17 protein-coding genes and 1 riboswitch are annotated in these 17,584 nt (G+C 67.0%); of the genes, 7 read left to right on the top strand and 10 right to left on the bottom strand.

The window, feature by feature from the left end:
* Positions 1 to 52 precede the first annotated feature (52 nt).
* The 5 genes from crcB to FG99_RS22375 form a co-directional block, all read right to left on the bottom strand.
* Positions 53 to 436, bottom strand: coding sequence for a fluoride efflux transporter CrcB (gene crcB, locus FG99_RS22395; RefSeq protein ID WP_009617970.1), 384 nt, complete (start codon positions 434 to 436; stop codon positions 53 to 55).
* A gap of 63 nt (positions 437 to 499) precedes the next feature.
* Positions 500 to 562: riboswitch (Fluoride riboswitch) on the bottom strand.
* Positions 563 to 637: 75 nt separating this feature from the next.
* Positions 638 to 2,278, bottom strand: coding sequence for a chaperonin GroEL (gene groL, locus FG99_RS22390; protein WP_009617969.1), 1,641 nt, complete (start codon positions 2,276 to 2,278; stop codon positions 638 to 640).
* A gap of 46 nt (positions 2,279 to 2,324) precedes the next feature.
* Complete coding sequence (locus FG99_RS22385) at positions 2,325 to 2,618, bottom strand: co-chaperone GroES (RefSeq protein WP_009617968.1); 294 nt, start codon at positions 2,616 to 2,618, stop codon at positions 2,325 to 2,327.
* A 192-nt stretch (positions 2,619 to 2,810) separates the two neighbouring features.
* A complete protein-coding gene (locus tag FG99_RS22380; protein ID WP_043272390.1) occupies positions 2,811 to 3,278 on the bottom strand; it encodes an FxsA family protein in 468 nt (155 codons plus the stop codon).
* A 64-nt stretch (positions 3,279 to 3,342) separates the two neighbouring features.
* Positions 3,343 to 4,080 (bottom strand): HugZ family pyridoxamine 5'-phosphate oxidase, encoded by a 738-nt coding sequence (locus FG99_RS22375; RefSeq protein ID WP_043272389.1) that lies wholly within the window; start codon positions 4,078 to 4,080, stop codon positions 3,343 to 3,345.
* 106 nt (positions 4,081 to 4,186) lie between these two features.
* Between FG99_RS22375 and FG99_RS22370 the strand changes: the two genes are divergently transcribed.
* On the top strand, positions 4,187 to 4,945 hold the full coding sequence (locus FG99_RS22370; protein WP_009617962.1) for an SDR family oxidoreductase: 759 nt from the start codon (positions 4,187 to 4,189) through the stop codon (positions 4,943 to 4,945).
* 140 nt (positions 4,946 to 5,085) lie between these two features.
* Here the strand turns inward: FG99_RS22370 and FG99_RS22365 are convergent, their stop codons facing one another.
* Entirely contained in the window at positions 5,086 to 6,090 is a 1,005-nt protein-coding gene (locus FG99_RS22365) for a DUF481 domain-containing protein (protein WP_043272388.1), read from the bottom strand.
* Positions 6,091 to 6,282: 192 nt separating this feature from the next.
* Between FG99_RS22365 and FG99_RS22360 the strand changes: the two genes are divergently transcribed.
* Together FG99_RS22360 and ampG are read left to right on the top strand one after the other, a co-directional pair.
* A complete protein-coding gene (locus tag FG99_RS22360; protein ID WP_009617955.1) occupies positions 6,283 to 6,663 on the top strand; it encodes an MGMT family protein in 381 nt (126 codons plus the stop codon).
* 39 nt (positions 6,664 to 6,702) lie between these two features.
* Positions 6,703 to 8,517, top strand: a complete 1,815-nt coding sequence (ampG, locus tag FG99_RS22355; protein WP_043272387.1) for an MFS transporter AmpG — start codon at positions 6,703 to 6,705, stop codon at positions 8,515 to 8,517.
* Between the two features lie 260 nt (positions 8,518 to 8,777).
* On the opposite strand, the gene FG99_RS22350 is transcribed toward ampG, so the two are convergent.
* Entirely contained in the window at positions 8,778 to 9,626 is an 849-nt protein-coding gene (locus tag FG99_RS22350; protein ID WP_009617952.1) for a mechanosensitive ion channel family protein, read from the bottom strand.
* A gap of 119 nt (positions 9,627 to 9,745) precedes the next feature.
* On the bottom strand, positions 9,746 to 10,225 hold the full coding sequence (locus FG99_RS22345; RefSeq protein ID WP_043272386.1) for a YajQ family cyclic di-GMP-binding protein: 480 nt from the start codon (positions 10,223 to 10,225) through the stop codon (positions 9,746 to 9,748).
* A gap of 150 nt (positions 10,226 to 10,375) precedes the next feature.
* Between FG99_RS22345 and FG99_RS22340 the strand changes: the two genes are divergently transcribed.
* From FG99_RS22340 to FG99_RS22325, 4 genes are read left to right on the top strand one after another with little or no spacing between them, the layout of a single operon-like run.
* Positions 10,376 to 11,341, top strand: a complete 966-nt coding sequence (locus FG99_RS22340; protein WP_043272385.1) for a response regulator — start codon at positions 10,376 to 10,378, stop codon at positions 11,339 to 11,341.
* Positions 11,342 to 11,377: 36 nt separating this feature from the next.
* The gene (locus FG99_RS22335) at positions 11,378 to 12,292 is read left to right on the top strand and encodes a putative 2-dehydropantoate 2-reductase (RefSeq protein ID WP_043272384.1); all 915 of its coding nucleotides are present in this window, start codon (positions 11,378 to 11,380) and stop codon (positions 12,290 to 12,292) included.
* 57 nt (positions 12,293 to 12,349) lie between these two features.
* Positions 12,350 to 14,395 carry a sensor histidine kinase gene (locus FG99_RS22330; protein ID WP_024128173.1) on the top strand — a complete coding sequence of 682 codons (2,046 nt, stop codon included), beginning with the start codon at positions 12,350 to 12,352 and terminating at the stop codon, positions 14,393 to 14,395.
* A gap of 3 nt (positions 14,396 to 14,398) precedes the next feature.
* Positions 14,399 to 14,971: a cob(I)yrinic acid a,c-diamide adenosyltransferase gene (locus tag FG99_RS22325; protein ID WP_043272383.1), complete on the top strand. Its 573-nt coding sequence runs from the start codon at positions 14,399 to 14,401 to the stop codon at positions 14,969 to 14,971.
* 917 nt (positions 14,972 to 15,888) lie between these two features.
* Here the strand turns inward: FG99_RS22325 and FG99_RS22320 are convergent.
* Positions 15,889 to 16,839: a Nudix family hydrolase gene (locus tag FG99_RS22320; protein WP_043272382.1), complete on the bottom strand. Its 951-nt coding sequence runs from the start codon at positions 16,837 to 16,839 to the stop codon at positions 15,889 to 15,891.
* Positions 16,840 to 16,867: 28 nt separating this feature from the next.
* A complete protein-coding gene (locus tag FG99_RS22315; RefSeq protein WP_043272381.1) occupies positions 16,868 to 17,491 on the bottom strand; it encodes a glutathione S-transferase family protein in 624 nt (207 codons plus the stop codon).
* Between the last annotated feature and the right edge of the window lie 93 nt (positions 17,492 to 17,584).

Genomic DNA, 17,584 nt, shown 5'->3' with positions numbered 1-17,584 from the left:
AGAGGTGTCGCGAAGAGTCGCGGGGGCGAACTCGCAGCGCCCCCGCGGCGGTTCATCTGCCCATCAGCCAGTTGCCGGTGAACAGGCCGAGCAGGGTCATCGCCAGGGAGCCGCCGACGTGCACGGCGACCGCGCCCATGGCCCAGGCCAGGCGGCCTTCCTGCAACAGGGTGACGACCTCGGCGGAGAAGGTCGAGAAGGTGGTCAGGCCGCCGCAGAAGCCGGTGATGATCAGCAGCCGCCACTCCGGGGCGATGCCCTGGGCGCTGGCGAAGTAGGCGACGGCGACGCCGATGATGTAGCCGCCGATCAGGTTGGCGGCCAGGGTGCCGGGAGGGACGTTGGGCATCAGGCTGTTCAGCTTGAGGCCGAGGTACCAGCGCAGCAACGCGCCGATGGCGGCGCCGAGGGCGATGGCGAGAACGGGTTTCCACATGATCCTGTCCTTGAGGGGCTTTCGGACAGGCCGCAGGCGAACGCCTACGCGCCTGGTCCAGGTGAATGCGTAGGCATCATCAGCCACGGGGGCGGTTGAAGGAGGAATGCCATCTCCTGCGCGGCACATCTTGGCACAAAGGGCCGGAAACGAAAAAGCCCCGCCGAAGCGGGGCTTTTTCTCAGCCAGGGGCCGGGAGGCTTACATCATGCCGCCCATGCCACCCATGCCGCCCATGTCCGGCATGGCCGGAGCGGCCTTGTCGTCCACCACTTCGGCAACCATGGCCTCGGTGGTGATCATCAGGCCGCCGATGGAGGCAGCAGCCTGCAGGGCCGAACGGGTGACCTTGGCCGGGTCCAGGATGCCCATCTCGATCATGTCGCCGTAGACACCGGTAGCGGCGTTGAAGCCGAAGTTGCCGGAGCCTTGCTTGACCTTGTCGACCACCACGCTCGGCTCGTCGCCGGCGTTGGCGACGATCTGGCGCAGCGGGGATTCGACGGCGCGGCGCAGCAGGGCGATGCCGACGTTCTGGTCTTCGTTGTCGCCCTTCAGGCCTTCGATGGCCTGCAGTGCGCGCACCAGGGCAACGCCACCGCCGGGGACCACGCCCTCTTCCACCGCAGCGCGGGTAGCGTGCAGGGCGTCTTCGACGCGGGCTTTCTTCTCTTTCATCTCGACTTCGGTGGCAGCGCCGACCTTGATCACGGCAACACCGCCGGCCAGCTTGGCCAGGCGCTCTTGCAGCTTCTCGCGGTCATAGTCCGAGGAGGTCTCTTCGACCTGCTTGCGGATCTGGGCGACGCGGGCCTCGATGTCGGCCTGGGCGCCGGCGCCGTCGATGATGGTGGTGTTTTCCTTGTTGATGGTCACGCGCTTGGCGTTACCCAGGTGCTCCAGGGTGGCGCCTTCCAGGCTCAGACCGACTTCTTCGGAGATGACGGTACCGCCGGTCAGGACGGCGATGTCCTGCAGCATGGCCTTGCGGCGATCGCCGAAGCCCGGGGCCTTGACGGCGGCGACCTTGACGATGCCGCGCATGTTATTGACCACCAGGGTGGCCAGGGCTTCGCCCTCGACGTCCTCGGCGACGATCAGCAGCGGACGGCCGGCCTTGGCGACAGCTTCCAGCACCGGCAGCATTTCGCGGATGTTGGAGATCTTCTTGTCGACCAGCAGCAGCAGCGGGTTTTCCAGCTCGGCCACCATGGTGTCCGGCTTGTTGATGAAGTAGGGCGACAGGTAGCCGCGGTCGAACTGCATGCCTTCGACGACGGACAGTTCGTTTTCCAGGCCCGAGCCTTCTTCTACGGTGATGACGCCTTCTTTACCGACCTTGTCCATGGCTTCGGCGATGATCTGGCCGATGGATTCGTCGGAGTTGGCGGAGATGGTGCCAACCTGGGCGATGGCCTTGGAGTCGGCGCACGGCTTGGCCAGGTCCTTCAGCTGGGCGACGATGGCGATGGTGGCCTTGTCGATGCCGCGCTTCAGGTCCATCGGGTTCATGCCGGCGGCAACGGCCTTCAGGCCTTCGTTGACGATGGCCTGGGCCAGGACGGTGGCGGTGGTGGTGCCGTCACCGGCGGCGTCGTTGGCCTTGGAGGCAACGTCTTTCACCAGTTGGGCGCCCATGTTCTCGAACTTGTCCTTCAGTTCGATTTCCTTGGCGACGGACACGCCATCCTTGGTGATGGTCGGTGCGCCGAAGGACTTGTCCAGCACCACGTTACGGCCTTTCGGGCCGAGGGTGGCCTTGACGGCATCGGCCAGGACGTTCACGCCGACCAGCATTTTCTTGCGAGCGGAATCGCCGAATTTGACTTCTTTAGCAGCCATGTTCTGTTTCCTCTAAATCGAATTCAGTGGGGTTGGGGCGGACTGATCAGTCTTCCAGGACGGCGAGGATCTCGGACTCGCCCATCACCAGCAGTTCTTCGCCGTCGACCTTGATGGCGTTGCTGCCCGAGTAGGGGCCGAACACCACCTTGTCACCCACTTTCACTGCCAGAGCGCGAACTTCGCCGTTGTCCAGCACGCGGCCGGCACCGACGGCGACGACTTCGCCACGGTTCGGCTTCTCGGCGGCGGAACCCGGCAGCACGATGCCGCCTGCGGTCTTGGTTTCTTCCTCGCTGCGACGGATGACGACGCGATCATGCAGAGGACGAAGCTTCATAGTCGTAACTCTCCCAAACAGTGGTTTACAACGGCCGGATCAGTGTCCGGCAGGTTTTGTTGAAGCCGGCTTCGCCGGTTTGCGGCCCGACGGGCGAGCCGCGTAAGACAGCCTGTCCGAATGACAGGGACCTTGCGGTGCCTGCTACATGAGGTCGTCGTGGGGCATTTCAAGGCCGTGAAGAAAAAATTTTCAGCGCAGGCGATCGTTGTCGCGGCGTTCGAACTCGCCCTCGATCACGTTCGGCCCATGCGGGCCGCGGGATTGCGCCGACGGGTCGCCAGCGAAGGCGCGGCGCCGCTCTTCCTGCTCGCGCATGCGTCGGCGCAGGCCGCCCAGCAGCAGGCTGCGGGTGAACGGCAGCAGGCAGAGCAGGCCGAAGATGTCGCTGATGAAGCCCGGCAGCATCAGCAGGGCGCCGCCGACGGCGATCAGCAGGCCCTCGAGCATTTCCTGCTCGGGCATCTCGCCGCGGGCCAGGCGCTCGCGGGCGCGCCACAGGGTGGCCAGGCCGGCCACGCGCAGCAGCGCCGCGCCGAGGAAGGCGCCGGCGACCAGCAGCAGGAGGGTCCAGCCCACGCCGATGACGCTGCCGACCTTGATCAGCACGGCCAGTTCGATCAGCGGGAAGAGCAGCAGGAAGAACAGGGTAACTCGCATTTCAGGGGTCCTTGGCGGGGCGTCGGCCCGGATATTCAGTAGTTGGCGCCGACACCCGCCTATTTCAAGCCTGGATCACCTCGTTGCCCGGCCAGGCCTGCGCCCGCGCCAGTTGCACCAGCGCCTGGCGAACCTCGCCGGGGTTGGCGCAGGGCGCCGGGAACGGCAGCCAGTGGAGTATGGAGCCGACGCGCAGGTGGAAACCTTCCGTATCGATTCCCGCCAGCTCCGGGGCCTCGCCCACCGGCAGGCCGGCCAGCTCCAGGTAATGCACGATGGCGTTGGCGTGGTCCTGGTTCATGTGCCCGACCATGCCCCGCTCCACCTCGCCGACGAAGGGGTTGGCCAGCGGCACGCTGTCGGCGCCCAGCCAGTGGATGTCGCCGAAGCCGCCGATGAAGCGCCACTGCACCGGCTGCAGCACCCAGAAGTCGAAGTCGTGGGCCGTATGGTAGTCGCGCGAGCCGGGGAAGAAACGGTAGTAGCGCTCCGCCGCGGCCTCGATCTCCTCGACGTCCTCCAGTTGCCGGGCCTCGGCCAGCAGGGTCAGGCGGCCGGCGGCCTGGATGTCATCGGCGCCGCGCTCGCCGACCAGCAGCGAGCACTTGGCGTCGGCCTGCAGGTTGTGGGTGTGCTGGGCGATCCGGCTGATCAGGATCAGCGGCCGGCCGGCGCCGTCCAGGCAGTATGGAACCACCGAGCCGAAGGGGTAGCCCGGCCACTTCTTCGACTGGGTGGAAAGCACTGCCCGGTATTCCTTGAGCAGCAATTCTCGGGCATTCTTGGCAGCTTTCACGCTCACCTTATGACTCCTCGCTAAGAATCCGTCGCAAACGGACGGGCACAGAAAATTCGTTCACCGTTGCCGGCGAGGCCAATCACTCGACATTGCCGTGGGGATTCCAACCATGCAATTGCAAGACAAGGTCATCATCATCACCGGCGGCGGCCAGGGCCTGGGCCGCGCCATGGGCGAGTTCCTCGCCGCCAAGGGAGCGAAACTGGCGCTGGTCGACCTGAACCAGGAGAAACTGGACGAGGCCGTCGCCGCCTGCAAGGCCGCCGGCGGCGACGCCCGCGCCTACCTGTGCAACGTGGCCAACGAGGAACAGGTTAGCCACATGGTGGCCCAGGTGGCCAGCGACTTCGGCGCCATCAACGGCCTGGTGAACAACGCCGGCATCCTGCGCGACGGCCTGACCATCAAGGTCAAGGACGGCCAGCTGAGCAAGATGAGCCTGGCCCAGTGGCAGGCGGTGATCGACGTCAACCTGACCGGCGTGTTCCTCTGCACCCGCGAAGTGGCGGCGAAGATGATCGAGCTGGACAACCAGGGCGCGATCGTCAACATCTCCAGCATCTCCCGCGCCGGCAACATGGGCCAGGCCAACTATTCCGCGGCCAAGGCCGGCGTCGCCGCCGACACCGTGGTCTGGGCCAAGGAACTGGCGCGCTACGGCATCCGCGTGGCCGGCGTGGCGCCGGGCTTCATCGAGACCGACATGGTCGCCAGCATGAAGCCCGAGGCCCTGGAGAAGATGACCAGCGGCATCCCGCTCAAGCGCCTGGGCCGCCCGGACGAGATCGCCCACTCGGTGGCCTACATCCTCGAGAACGACTACTACACCGGCCGCGTGCTGGAACTGGATGGCGGGTTGAGATTGTAAAGCCCGAAGCCCGAAGCCCGAAGCCCGAAGCTGGAAGCTGGAAGCTGGAAGCTGGAAGCGCCCTCCCGCCTCCAGCTTCTAGCTTCTAGCTTCTAGCTTCTAGCTTCTAGCTTCTAGCTTCTAGCTTCTAGCTAATTTACTTACCACCCCACCCCGATCCCCAGCGTGTAGCGCCGCTGGTTCACCCCGCCATCCTCGGCGCTCAGGCGGTCCCATTCGCCCTTCAGGCTCAGCGCCGCCCAGGAGGTCAGCTTGTAGCGGACGCCCGCCTCGCTCTCCACTTCGTAGTCCACCTTCGACGACAGCGGCTTGCCCACCTCGCCGTTGGTGAAGATCTCGAACTGCTTGGCGAACAGGTAGCGGTTGTAGTCCCATTTCACGCTCGCCGAATAGAAGTGGTCCTTCTCGCCATCGACGAAGTCGTAGTCGTTGCGGTTGACCAGGGTGGCCAGGGAGAAGGCGCCCAGTTCGTTGTCCCAGAACTGGTAGCCGGGGCCGGTACCGACGGTGCGCTTCTTCTCCAGGTCCTCGACCCAGTCGCGCTTGTATTCCACCTTGCCCTGCCAGAACCAGTGCTCGTCCAGGAAGCGGTCCAGGGCGTATTCGGCGGAATAGTTGTTGACGCTGACCGAGTCGTCCTTCTTCTCGCGGTTGTACTCGCCCTGCAGGTTGTGCCGCCACATGCCGTGGCGGGCGTTGGTCTTGAAGTCGACGTCGTAGTCCTCGACGTCGTTCTCGGCCATGGTGTGGTCGACGGAGAAGTCCACCTGGCCCTTCCACACCCAGTCCTGCAGCAGCGGGCGCGGCGGCACTATCTGCTCGATGCTGGCCAGCGGCACCGTCTCCTCGGCGCCGTTGACCAGGGTGACCTTGCCCGGCTCGGCGGCCTTCAGGCCCTTGGAGTGCTCGCCGGTGGCGTCCTCGTCGTGCTTGACCAGCAGGTTCTGCTCGGTCTGCAGGGTGGCGATCTTGTCGCCGGTCAGGGTGACCTCGCCGGCATAGTCGGTGGCCAGCACCAGGCGGCCCCCATCGTAGAGCTTGATCTTGCCGGTCAGCCGGTCACCGTTCTTCAACCAGACGGTATCGGCCAGGGAGGTCAGGGGAGCGGCGGCGACGGCAAGGCACAGCAGGGTTCTCGACAGCATGAGCGGCATTCAATTCGGATGGCTGGAAAAAAAGCCGGGCATTATCCGCATACCCGACACCAGAGCAACGACTGACCGGGCCCCATGCAGGGAGTTCAACTGGATGGATGAAGGGTACCTCCTGCATCATTGCCCCGACGGTGCCCGGCGATATGCTGTCGACCTGGCCCGCAGCCATCGGAAAGCCGCCCCATGCCTTCGAGAAAACCGCCCGCCCCCGCCCCTGAAAATGTCGCCGACCTCGGCCTGGAAAGCCTGCAGGTGCGTCGCGAAGCCATCTACCTGGCGCTGTCCCAGGTGCCCGAAGGTTACGTGGTGAGCTACGGCGAGCTGGCCCGCATGGCCGGCCTGGGCCGCGCTGCGCGCCTGGTGGGCCGCGTGCTCAGCCAGTTGCCGGAGGGCTCGCGCCTGCCCTGGCACCGGGTGATCGCCGCCGGCGGGCGCATCAGCCTGCCGCTGGGCAGCCCGGGCGGCGACGAACAACGGGCACGATTGCGCGCCGAGGGAGTCCGAATCCACAACGATCGGGTGGACATACGTCGGCATGGCTGGCTTCACGCCGGGCTCTGCTAGTAGAGTTCGCGATAATTTTTTGCGTGCTGGAAACCTTTCATGAAGAAGCACTCCTGGCGAGAGGCACTGGTTGCCTACAAGTCTCCCGCCAGTCTCGCGCTGTTGCTGCTCGGCTTCGCCGCCGGGCTGCCGACGATGCTGGTCTTCACCACCCTCTCGGTGTGGCTGCGGGAAGCCGGCGTGGCGCGGGAAACCATCGGCTTCGCCAGCTGGCTGGGGCTGGTCTACGCGTTCAAGTGGGTGTGGTCGCCGATGCTCGACCAGTGGCGCCTGCCCGTCGTCGGCCGGCTCGGCCGGCGCCGCTCGTGGCTGGTGTTCTCCCAGGCGCTGATCGCCATCGGCCTGCTCGGCATGGCCCTGTGCAACCCGCAGAGCCACCTGCCGTGGCTGATCGGCCTGGCCCTGGTGGTGGCCTTCGCCTCGGCCACCCAGGACATCGCCATCGACGCCTACCGCCTGGAGATCGCCGAGAACACCCGCCAGGCCGCCCTGGCCGCCTGCTACATGACCGGCTACCGCGGCGCCGTGCTGCTGGCCAGCGCGGGCGCGCTGTTCCTCGCCGAATGGCTGGGCTCCAGCAGCCTGCACTACAGCCAGGCGGCCTGGGGCCTGACCTATGCGCTGTTCGCCCTGCTGATCCTCCCCGGGCTGGTCACCAGCCTGCTGATCCGCGAGCCCGAGGTGAACGTCCAGCCGCAGGCGGTGGGCAACTCCGCCTACGCCTTCAACCACCAGCTGCTCTCGGTGCTGCAGCTGCTGGTGCTGCTGATCTCGGTGCCGGCCATGCTCACCGCGCTGACCAACCAGGCCTGGCCGCGGGCGGCGCTCTACGCCCTGTTCATCGTCCTCTGCCTGAGCCCGCGCGGGCGCAAGCAGATCCGCCCGGTGCGCGAGCTGCTCTCGCGGGTGCGCCGGCCGCTGCTGATCGCCGCCCACGGCAAGGGCGTGCCGCAGTTCGACTTCGTCCACCAGGCGGTGTCGGTGATAGTGCTGATCATCCTGCTGGTGACCGGCACCGCCATGACCAACTCCGCGGGCGCCGGCAAATGGTGGCTGGCCAGCCTCTACCTGCTGATCGCCCTGAGTTGCCTGTCGGCCCCCGGCCGGTTGCTGATGGCTCCGGTGCTCACGCCCATCACCGAGTTCATCCGCCGCTACCGCTGGCAGGCGCTGCTGCTGCTCGGGCTGATCTCCACCTACCGGCTCTCCGACACCGTGATGGGGGTGATGGCCGGGGTGTTCTACATCGACATGGGCTTCTCCAAGGAAGTGATCGCCACCGTCAGCAAGCTGTTCGGGGTGATCATGACCCTGGTCGGCGCGGCGGCCGGCGGCCTGCTCATCGCCCGCTTCAGCATCCTGCCGATCCTGCTCCTCGCCGGCGCCGCCTCGGCCGGCACCAACCTGCTGTTCGCCATGCTGGCGCACATGGGGCCGATCACCGACCCGAGCGTGATCAGCGAAGACGTCTTCACCCTGCTGCTCGAATTCGAGCCCCACGTCAGCATGTTCGTGCTGACCATCATGCTCGACAACTTCAGCGGCGGCCTGGCCGCCTCGGCCTTCGTCGCCTACCTGTCGAGCCTGACCAACCTGAAGTTCTCCGCCACCCAATACGCCATGCTCAGCTCCACCATGCTGCTGCTGCCGCGCTTCATCGGCGGCTACTCGGGCAAGATGGTCGAGCACATGGGCTACGAGCACTTCTTCTTCGTCACCGCCGTGCTCGGCATCCCCACCCTGCTGCTGATCGGCTGGCTGTGGCTGCGCCGCGACAAGGGCATGCCCGACGGCGTGCCGAGCGAGCCGGAAGAGCCGGTAGCCACGCGGCACAGCGCCGAGCGCAGCGGCTGAGCTGCCTTGGGCGGGCCCTGCCCGCGATTGCGCCGGCAAGGCCGGCGCAGAAACGAAAAGGCCGGCATATCCAGGCTGTGTGAAAACCCGAGCGGCTCTTCGAAGAGTGCGTTCCTACGTGAAATCTGAAAAGGCTTGGCTATTCAGCCAACCCAGAATCCGCGTAGAAACGCGAAATCCAGGTTGTTTTTTAACCAGCTGGACCGATCCGGAGGTTTTCACACAGCCTGATATCGCCGGCCTTTTCCATGGGCTCGCCCTCACTCGGCGAAGGCTTCTTCCTCGGAGCCCCTGACCACCCGCACCACCCGGCTCGGCAGGGCCAGGTCGATGCCGCGGTCGCGCAGGCACAGGCGCACCTGCTCGTTGAGCATGAAGGTCACCGCGCCGAAGTCGGCGTTGGCGGTCCACAGGCGCAGCGACAGGGTCACCGAGTTCTCGCCCAGGGCCGAGACCACCACCACCGGCGCCGGGTTCTTGAGCACGCGCGGGTCCTGGGCCAGTTCCAGGAGGATGCCGCGGGCCGCGTCCAGGTCGGCGTCGAAGGCCAGCTTGATGTCGAAGATCACCTGGCGCGTGGCCTGGCTCGAGACGTTGGTGATGATGCCGTTGGACAGCGCGCCGTTGGGCATGATGACCGTGCGGTTGTCGCCGGTGCGCAGCACGGTGTGGAAGATCTGGATGCTGTCCACGGTGCCGGAAACGCCCTGCGCCTCGATGGCATCGCCGACCTTGAACGGACGGAACAGCAGGATCAGCACGCCGCCGGCGAAGTTCGACAGGCTGCCCTGCAGGGCCAGGCCGATGGCCAGACCGGCGGCGCCGATGGCGGCGACGAAGCTGGTGGTCTGGATGCCGATCATCGAGGCCACGCTGACCACCAGGAGGATCTTCAGCGCCACGTTCACCAGGCTGCCGATGAAGCCCTGGAGAGTCTTGTCCACCCGCTGGCTGGCCATCAGCCCGCCCACCCGGCGGGTCAGCAGGTTGATCAGCCACCAGCCGATCAGCAGGGTGATCAGCGCCAGCACGGCGTTGCCCAGGTAAGTCAGCACCACCGGCATCCAGGCCTCTGCGCTCCGTACTAGCTGGTCGTAATTCATGTCCATGGAATGGGGCCCCCTTGGTTTTCGATTATTAGAAATACGAACGCCATGGCGAACCATGGCGATCGGTATTCGCCGAGCGGCGCTCTATTTGCGACGCCGCCCGGACAACGAGGTTCCGCTCAATCGCGGAAGTTGTTGAACTGCACCGGCATGCCCAGGGACTCGCCGCGCAGCATGGCGATCACTTCCTGCAGGTCGTCGCGCTTCTTGCCGGTGACGCGCACCTGCTCGCCCTGGATGGCGGCCTGGACCTTCATCTTGCGGTCCTTGATCAGGCCGACGATCTTCTTCGCCAGGTCCTTGTCGATGCCCTCGCGGAAGTTCACTTCCTGCTTGACCACCTTGCCCGAGGGGTAGGCATCCTTGAGCTCCATGCACTGGATGTCGATCTTGCGCTTGATCAGGTTGCTGCGCAGGATGTCGAGCATCTGCTCCAGCATGAAATCGGCCTCGGCGGTCAGGGTAACCGACTTGTCCTTGGGCTCGAAGCTGCACTTGCCCTTGAGGTCGAAGCGGCGCTCGAGCTCCTTGCCGGCGTTGTCCAGGGCGTTGGTCAGTTCGTGCTTGTCCAGTTCGGACACCATGTCGAACGAAGGCATGTCATCTCTCCAGATGGACGGCGCGATCCGGTTCACACTCGGGCACGCGCCTGGCTTGACGGTAAAAATGCGCGCTCATTATAACTGAGCCACAAGCACGCGCCCGGCCCAGAACCGGCGAATCCCCGCCTCCTCCGAGTCCCCTGCCCCATGCCAACCAACCATCTGAGCATCCTGGTGGTCGACGACGCGAAATTCTCCAGCGCCATGATCGGCCGGGCGCTGAGCCAGGCCGGCTACCAGAACGTGCGCTTCGCCAGCAGCGCCAGCGAGGCCCTGCAACTGCTGGAACGGGAACCGGTGAGCGTGCTCCTGGCCGACTGGCTGATGCCGGAGATGGACGGCCTGGAGCTCACCGCGCGGGTACGCCAGCTGGACGAAAGCGGCGACCACTACACCTACATCATGCTGCTCACCGGCAAGGAGGGCGACAACGCCCTGGCCGAGGCCTTCGACCGCGGCGTGGACGACTTCGTCAGCAAGACGGCGATGAGCGAGCAACTGGTGCCGCGGGTGCTGGCCGCCGACCGCCTGTGCAACACCCTGCAGCGCCTGCTGGTGGAGAACCGCCTGCTCACCGAGAACATCAACCGCCTGGAAGAGCGCAACCTGGTGGACGCCGCCACCGGCCTGGGCAACCTGCGCTACCTGCGGCAGAAGCTCGCCGACAGCATCCGCCAGGTGGAATCCCGCGGCGGCGCGGTGTGCTACCTGCTGATCGGCATTCCCGTCCTGCTGGAGCAGGACGGCCAGCATTTCCCCGGCTTCCACCAGGAGCTGCTGCACGGCATCGGCCGGCGCCTGCAGCAACTGGTGCGGCCGCTGGACGTGCTGACGCGCATCGACGAACAGCACTTCGGCCTCATCACCCTGATCGACGACCTCCAGGAATGCTCGCCGAGCAGCTTCCGCCGCCTGCACGAAGGGCTCAACCTCAAGGCCTTCAAGACCAGCCGCGGCTTCGTCAGCCTGAAGGCCGGCATCGGCCTGGTGGGGCTGGACGCCAAGTCCCTGCCGCTGCAGGCCGAAGAGGTGATGGAACAGGCCCGCCAGTTGCTGCCCGACGCCTATGCCAGCGGGCGAATCAACGCCAGCCGGCTGCCCGGGGTGCGCTAGACTTCGCTGTACGCCCATCGACACGCGAAGCCCACCATGAACTGGACCATCCTCGGCGCAGGCAGCCTCGGCAGCCTCTGGGCCGCCCGCCTGGCCCGCGCCGGCCTGCCCGTGCAGCTGCTGCTGCGTGACCGCCAGCGCCTGACGGCGTACCGCGCCCGCGGCGGCCTCACCCTCTGCGAGGACGGCCGCGAGAGCCTCTACCCGATCCCCGCGGAGACCGCCGGGCACCTGAACGCGCCCATCCAGCGCCTGCTCCTGGCCAGCAAGGCCTACGACGCCGAGGAAGCCGCCGCCAGCGTGGCCGCGCACCTGGCGCCCGGCGCCGAGATCATCCTCCTGCAGAACGGCCTGGGCAGCCAGCAGGCGGTGGCCGCGCACCTGCCGCGGGCGCGCTGCCTGTACGCCTCCAGCACCGAAGGGGCGTTCCGCGACGGCGATTTCCGCGTGGTCTTCGCCGGCCGCGGGCAGACCTGGCTCGGCGACGAGCGCGGCGGCCCGGCGCCGGCCTGGCTGGACGACCTGGCCCGCGCCGAAATCCCCGTGCAGTGGAGCGGCGACATCCTCGAACGGCTGTGGCGCAAGCTGGCGCTGAACTGCGCGATCAACCCGCTGAGCGTACTGCACCACTGCCGCAACGGCGAACTGGCCAGCCATGCCGAGGAAGTCGCCGGCCTGTGCGACGAACTCGGCCAACTGCTCCACGCCTGCGGCTACGACACGGCGGCGCGGGAGCTGCAGGGCGAAGTGGAACGGGTGATCGCCGCCACCGCGGCCAACTATTCCTCCATGTACCAGGACGTGGCCAACGGTCGGCGCACCGAAATCGCCTACCTGCTCGGCCATGCCTGCGCCGAGGGCCAGCGCCGCCACCTGGCGCTGCCCGGGCTGAACGCCCTGCACCGGCGCCTGCGCGACGCGCTGCGCCAACGCGGATTGCCCGAGGCCTGAGCGGCGGGCTAACCTGCCCGCCACGCTTTCGATCGCCGAGCCCCTATGCTGTCCTTCATCAACCTGCGCCAGCGCCTGGAAAACCTGCCGGTCGGCCAGAAGATTCTCGCCGCCCTGCTGGTGCTGCTGGCCACTGTTTTGCTGGCGGCCAACCTGGCGTTCATCAGCGCGGCCTACTGGATCTCCCAGGACAGCGTGGCGCCCCAGGCCCTGCAGACCATCGGCCGGCTGATCGCCAACCCGGCGCTCAGCTACCCGGCGCTGAGTTCCCCGGAGCAGGCCGACACCCTGCTGCACCAGCTCGACGACTACCAGCCGCTGCGCGCCGCCGCGCTCTACGACGCCAACGGCACGCGCATCGCCCAGTCGCCCCGGGAAGGCTCGCTGCCCAGGCACCTGGAGGACCTGGAACGCTGGCGCGCCCACGAATACCGCCTCAACGCCCTGTTCGAACTGCCGCAGCCCGGCGGGCGCAACGGCTACCTGCTGCTGGTGGCCAGCAGCGAGCTGCCCGGCGCCTTCTACACCGGCACGCTGACCGCCAGCCTGGCGATCCTGGCCGTGAGCGTGCTGCTGTGGATGCTCATCGCCCGGCAGATCCGCCGCCTGATCACCCGGCCGATCCGCAGCCTGGAAGAGCTGTCGCGCCAGGTCACCCGCGAGGAGAACTACTCGCTGCGCGCCGAACGCGGCAATGCCGACGAGATCGGCCGCCTGTCCGACGCCTTCAACACCATGCTCACGCGCATCGAGGCTCGCGAGCAGCAGCTCAAGCGCGCCCGCGACGACGCCCAGGACGCCATGGCCCAGGCCCAGGACCTGGCCGAGGAAACCCGCCGCTCCAACCGCAAGCTGGAGCTGGAAGTGCAGGTGCGCAGCAAGATCGAGAAGAAGCTCACCGGCTTCCAGCACTACCTCAACAGCATCATCGACTCCATGCCCTCGGCGCTGATCGCGGTGGACGAGCAGCTCTACGTCACCCAATGGAACCAGGAGGCCAGCCGACTTTCCGGCACCAGCCTGGACGACGCGGTGAACCAGCCGGTGTTTCTCGCCTTCCCCTCGCTCAAGCCCTTCCTCCTGCAACTGACCCGCGCCGCCGAGCAGCACAAGGTGGAGCGCGTGGAGCGCGTCACCTGGGCATTGATCGACTCGCCCCGGCACTATGCCCTGACCTTCTACCCGCTGATGGGCGGCACCGGCCGCGGCGCGGTGATCCGCATCGACGACATCACCGAGCGCCTGGGCATGGAAGAACTGATGGTGCAGTCGGAGAAGATGCTCTCGGTGGGCGGCCTGGCCGCCGGCATGGCGCATGAGATCAACAACCCGCTGGGGGCCATCCTGCACAACGTGCAGAACATCCGCCGGCGGCTGTCGCCGGAACTGCCGAAGAACCTGGAAGTGGCGGCCGAGGTGGGCGTCGCCCTGGACGACCTCAACCACTACCTGGAGGCGCGGGAGATTCCCAAGCTGATGGACGGCATCCAGTACGCCGGCTCGCGCGCCGCCAAGATCGTCACCCACATGCTCGCCTTCAGCCGCCGCAGCCACCGGCAGATGGCGCCCTGCGAACTGCCCTCGCTGATCGAGCAGGCGGTGGAGATCGCCGGCAACGACTTCGACCTGGCCGGCGGCTTCGACTTCAAGTCGCTGGAGATCGTCCACGAGTTCGACCCGCGCCTGGGCCCGGTGCCGGTGATCGCCAACGAGTTCGAGCAGGTGCTGCTCAACCTGCTGAAGAACGCCGCCCAGGCCATCCACCTGCGCGACGACGAGGAGGAAGGCGAACATGGCCGCATCGTCCTGCGCACGCGGCTCAACCCGCCGTGGGCGGAAGTGCAGGTGGAAGACAACGGCTGCGGCATGCCGGAAACGGTGCGCAAGCGCATCTTCGAGCCCTTCTTCACCACCAAGGAAGTGGGCCAGGGCACCGGCCTGGGCCTGTCGGTGTCGTATTTCATCATCACCAACAACCACAAGGGGCAGATGGAAGTGCAATCGGAACTCGGCCAGGGCACCTGCTTCACCCTGCGCCTGCCGCTGGGCGACGAGCCCGTGGCGCCGGTGGCGCTGCCGCCCCCGCAGAACAAGGAGCTCTGAGGCATGGGCTATCGCCTGTCGAAGATCTACACCCGCACGGGCGACGCCGGCGAGACCGGCCTGGCCGACGGCAGCCGGGTGCCGAAACACCACCCGCGGATCGAAGCCATCGGCTGCGTGGACGAGCTGAACAGCCAGCTGGGGCTGCTGCTGGCCGACCTGCAGGAAGCCCGCAGCGCCGCGCTGGACCAGTTGCTGACGGTGCTGGCGCCGGTGCAGCACCGCCTGTTCGACCTCGGCGGCGAACTGGCGATGCCGGAATACCGCGCCCTGGACGACCACGAGGTGGCGCGCCTGGAGCAGGCCATCGATACCTGGAACGAAGAGCTGGAGCCGCTGAAGGACTTCATCCTCCCCGGCGGCTCCCGGCTGGTGGCGCAGATCCACGTATGCCGCGCCCTGGCGCGCAAGGCCGAGCGCCGCTGCCAGCAGCTCAACGCCGAAGAGCCACTGGAAGGCGCCGGGCTGCGCTACCTGAACCGGCTGTCGGACCTGCTGTTCGTGGCAGCCCGCATAGCCGCCAAGCGCCAGGGCGTCGCCGAAGTGCTGTGGAAGGCGGCGGAAAAGCCCGCGTAGATGGGTAGGAGCGGGCCCTGCCCGCGATTCGCGCGCAGGGCGCGCTCCTACGATGGGAATGGCATGGGTGGGGCAGCGTAGGAGCGAATCTCATCCGCGAATCGCGCCGATACGCCTGGCTATCGCGGACAAGGTCCGCTCCTACGGGGAAACGCCATGCCTCACGGCAAAACTGTAGGAGCGGGCCCTGCCCGCGATTCGCGCGCAGGGCGCGCTCCTACAATGGGAATGGCATGGGTGGAGCAGCGTAGGAGCGGATCTCATCCGCGATCCGCGCCGATACGTCCGGCTATCGCGGACAAGGTCCGCTCCTACGGGGAAACGCCATGCCTCACGCCAAAACTGTAGGAGCGGGCCCTGCCCGCGATTCGCGCGCAGGGCCCGCTCCTACAATGGGAATGGCGTGGGGGCGGTTGTAGGATCTCATCCGCGAATCGCGCCGATACGCCCGGCTATCGCGGACAAGGTCCGCTCCTACGGGGAAACGCCATGCCTCACGGCGAAACTGTAGGAGCGGGCCCTGCCCGCGAATCGCGCGCAGGGCGCGCTCCTACAATGGGAATGGCACGGGAGCGGTTGTAGGAGCGGATCTTATCCGAGAATCGTGCCGATACGTCCGGCTATCGCGGACAAGGTCCGCTACGGGGAAACGCCATGCCTCACGGCGAAACTGTAGGAGCGGGCCCTGCCCGCGAATCGCGCGCAGGGCGCGCTCCTACAATGGGAATGGCGTGGGTGGAGCAGCGTAGGAGCGGATCTCATCCGCGAATCGCGCCGATACGTCCGGCTATCGCGGACAAGGTCCGCTCCTACGAACGTGTTTCCCTGAAGCCCCGTAGGATGGGTATCGCTTCGCTCAACCCATCCTACGAAGAGCACCCCGGTGCAGCCGGAAAGAAAGCGGCACCTACGACGGCCTATGCCCCGGCCTTCGGCCAGAGCGCGCGGATGCCCGCCACGCCCTGGGCGCCTATCTGCCAGGCGCGTTCCAGGTCCTGCGGGCCCAGGCCGCCGAGCAGGAATACCGGCTGGTTGAAGCCTTCCACCAGTTGCTGCGCCACGTCCCAACCCATTGCCGGTTCGCCCGGATGGCTCTCGGTCGGCTGCACCGGCGACAGGGTGACGAAGTCCACGCCCATCGCGCTGGCCAGCGCCAGTTCTTCGGCGCCGTGGCAGGACGCCGCCAGCAGGCGCTCCTGGGGGAACGGGCGGCCGTTGGGGGCGTACTTGCGCAGTTGCTCGGCGGTCAGGTGCCAGCCGGCGGCGGGGAAGTCGCCCAGCCATTCCAATGGGCCCTTGAGCATCAGTTGCGCCTTGCCGGCACACAGCCCGACGGCATCCACCGCCATGTCGCGGTACTCCGGGCTGTACATGTTCGGCGCGCGCAGCTGGATCAGGCGCACGCCCCCGGCCACGGCGGCGCGGATACCCTGCAGGACTTCCTGCGGCTCCAGCCCGTCGGGGGTGATCAGGTAGCGTTCGGGCAGCCGCGCGGCCTGCACGATGGGCCGGTTGGCGGCGGGGAACTCGTAGTCGGGCAGCTCCCGCGGGGCCACCCAGGCCAGCGGCTGGCCCTCGGCGCCATGGGGTTCGCCGGAGAACGTCGAGACCTCCCAGACGTCCAGCAGCACCTGCTTGTCCGGGTAGTCGTGGGCCACGCGGATCAGCGGCCGGGCGCGCTCGACGCGAATGCCCAGCTCCTCTTCCAGCTCGCGGGCCAGCGCGACCTGCACCGGCTCGCCCTCCTCCACCTTGCCGCCGGGGAACTCCCACAGGCCGCCCTGGTGCTTGTCGTCCGGGCGCCGGGCGATCAGCACGCGGCCATCGACGCCACGGATCACGGCGGCGGCGACATGTACTCGTTTCACAGCATTACTCCTCGTCGGTTGCCGGCGCTCAGGGGCGCTCGGCCAGCGCGGCCTGCAGCCAGGGCTGGAAGGCCGCCCACTGGTAGATAGTGTCCACGTAGGCCTTGGCCAGCGGCGGCAGCTCCACGGCGTAGCTGCGCAGGCGCGTGGCCACCGGCGCGTAGAAGGCGTCGGCGATGCTGGCGTGGCCGAACAGGAACGGCCCGTCCTGGCCGAAGCCCTGGCGGCACAGGGTCCACAGCTCGACGACGCGGGCGATGTCGGTTTCCACTTCGGGCGGCACCTTGGCCAGCGGCTTGTGCCGCTGCAGGTCCATGGGCATGTGCGAGCGCAGGGCGAGGAAGCCGCTGTGCATCTCCGCGCAGATCGACCGCGCCAGCGCCCGGGCCGCCTCGCCGCGCGGCCACAGGTGCGCCTCGGGGAAGCGTTCGGCCAGGTATTCGGCGATCGCCAGGGAATCCCAGATCACCCCGTCCTCGCACTTGAGCACCGGCACCTTGCCGGTGGGCGAGTGCTCGCGGATGCGCCGCGCAGTGTCGACACCGCCCAGCGGGATCAGCACCTCTTCGAGTTCCGCGCCGGTCAGTTGCATGGCCAGCCAGCCGCGCAACGACCAGGACGACAGGTTCTTGCTGCCAATGACCAGTTTCATCGCTCGTTTCTCCGCTACGAAGCTAGAAGCTAGAAGCTAGAAGCTAGAAGCTAGAAGCTAGAAGCTAGAAGCTAGAAGCTAGAAGCTAGAAGC

This window comes from Pseudomonas sp. AAC (assembly GCF_000725445.1).
GTDB classification, from domain to species: Bacteria; Pseudomonadota; Gammaproteobacteria; order Pseudomonadales; family Pseudomonadaceae; genus Pseudomonas; species Pseudomonas citronellolis.
The sequence above is the reverse complement of the archived record's forward strand: the minus strand, read 5'-3'. Positions and strand labels throughout refer to the sequence as shown.

Excerpts from the sequence above, each read along its gene's own strand:
- FG99_RS22370 (WP_009617962.1), top strand. The coding sequence starts at position 4,187 with ATGCAATTGCAAGACAAGGTCATCATCATCACCGGCGGCGGCCAGGGC.
- crcB (WP_009617970.1), bottom strand. The coding sequence starts at position 436 with ATGTGGAAACCCGTTCTCGCCATCGCCCTCGGCGCCGCCATCGGCGCG.
- FG99_RS22315 (WP_043272381.1), bottom strand. The coding sequence starts at position 17,491 with ATGAAACTGGTCATTGGCAGCAAGAACCTGTCGTCCTGGTCGTTGCGC.
- ampG (WP_043272387.1), top strand. The coding sequence starts at position 6,703 with ATGAAGAAGCACTCCTGGCGAGAGGCACTGGTTGCCTACAAGTCTCCC.
- FG99_RS22325 (WP_043272383.1), top strand. The coding sequence starts at position 14,399 with ATGGGCTATCGCCTGTCGAAGATCTACACCCGCACGGGCGACGCCGGC.
- FG99_RS22345 (WP_043272386.1), bottom strand. The coding sequence starts at position 10,225 with ATGCCTTCGTTCGACATGGTGTCCGAACTGGACAAGCACGAACTGACC.
- FG99_RS22335 (WP_043272384.1), top strand. The coding sequence starts at position 11,378 with ATGAACTGGACCATCCTCGGCGCAGGCAGCCTCGGCAGCCTCTGGGCC.
- FG99_RS22360 (WP_009617955.1), top strand. The coding sequence starts at position 6,283 with ATGCCTTCGAGAAAACCGCCCGCCCCCGCCCCTGAAAATGTCGCCGAC.
- FG99_RS22350 (WP_009617952.1), bottom strand. The coding sequence starts at position 9,626 with ATGGACATGAATTACGACCAGCTAGTACGGAGCGCAGAGGCCTGGATG.
- FG99_RS22340 (WP_043272385.1), top strand. The coding sequence starts at position 10,376 with ATGCCAACCAACCATCTGAGCATCCTGGTGGTCGACGACGCGAAATTC.
- FG99_RS22385 (WP_009617968.1), bottom strand. The coding sequence starts at position 2,618 with ATGAAGCTTCGTCCTCTGCATGATCGCGTCGTCATCCGTCGCAGCGAG.
- groL (WP_009617969.1), bottom strand. The coding sequence starts at position 2,278 with ATGGCTGCTAAAGAAGTCAAATTCGGCGATTCCGCTCGCAAGAAAATG.
- FG99_RS22365 (WP_043272388.1), bottom strand. The coding sequence starts at position 6,090 with ATGCTGTCGAGAACCCTGCTGTGCCTTGCCGTCGCCGCCGCTCCCCTG.
- FG99_RS22380 (WP_043272390.1), bottom strand. The coding sequence starts at position 3,278 with ATGCGAGTTACCCTGTTCTTCCTGCTGCTCTTCCCGCTGATCGAACTG.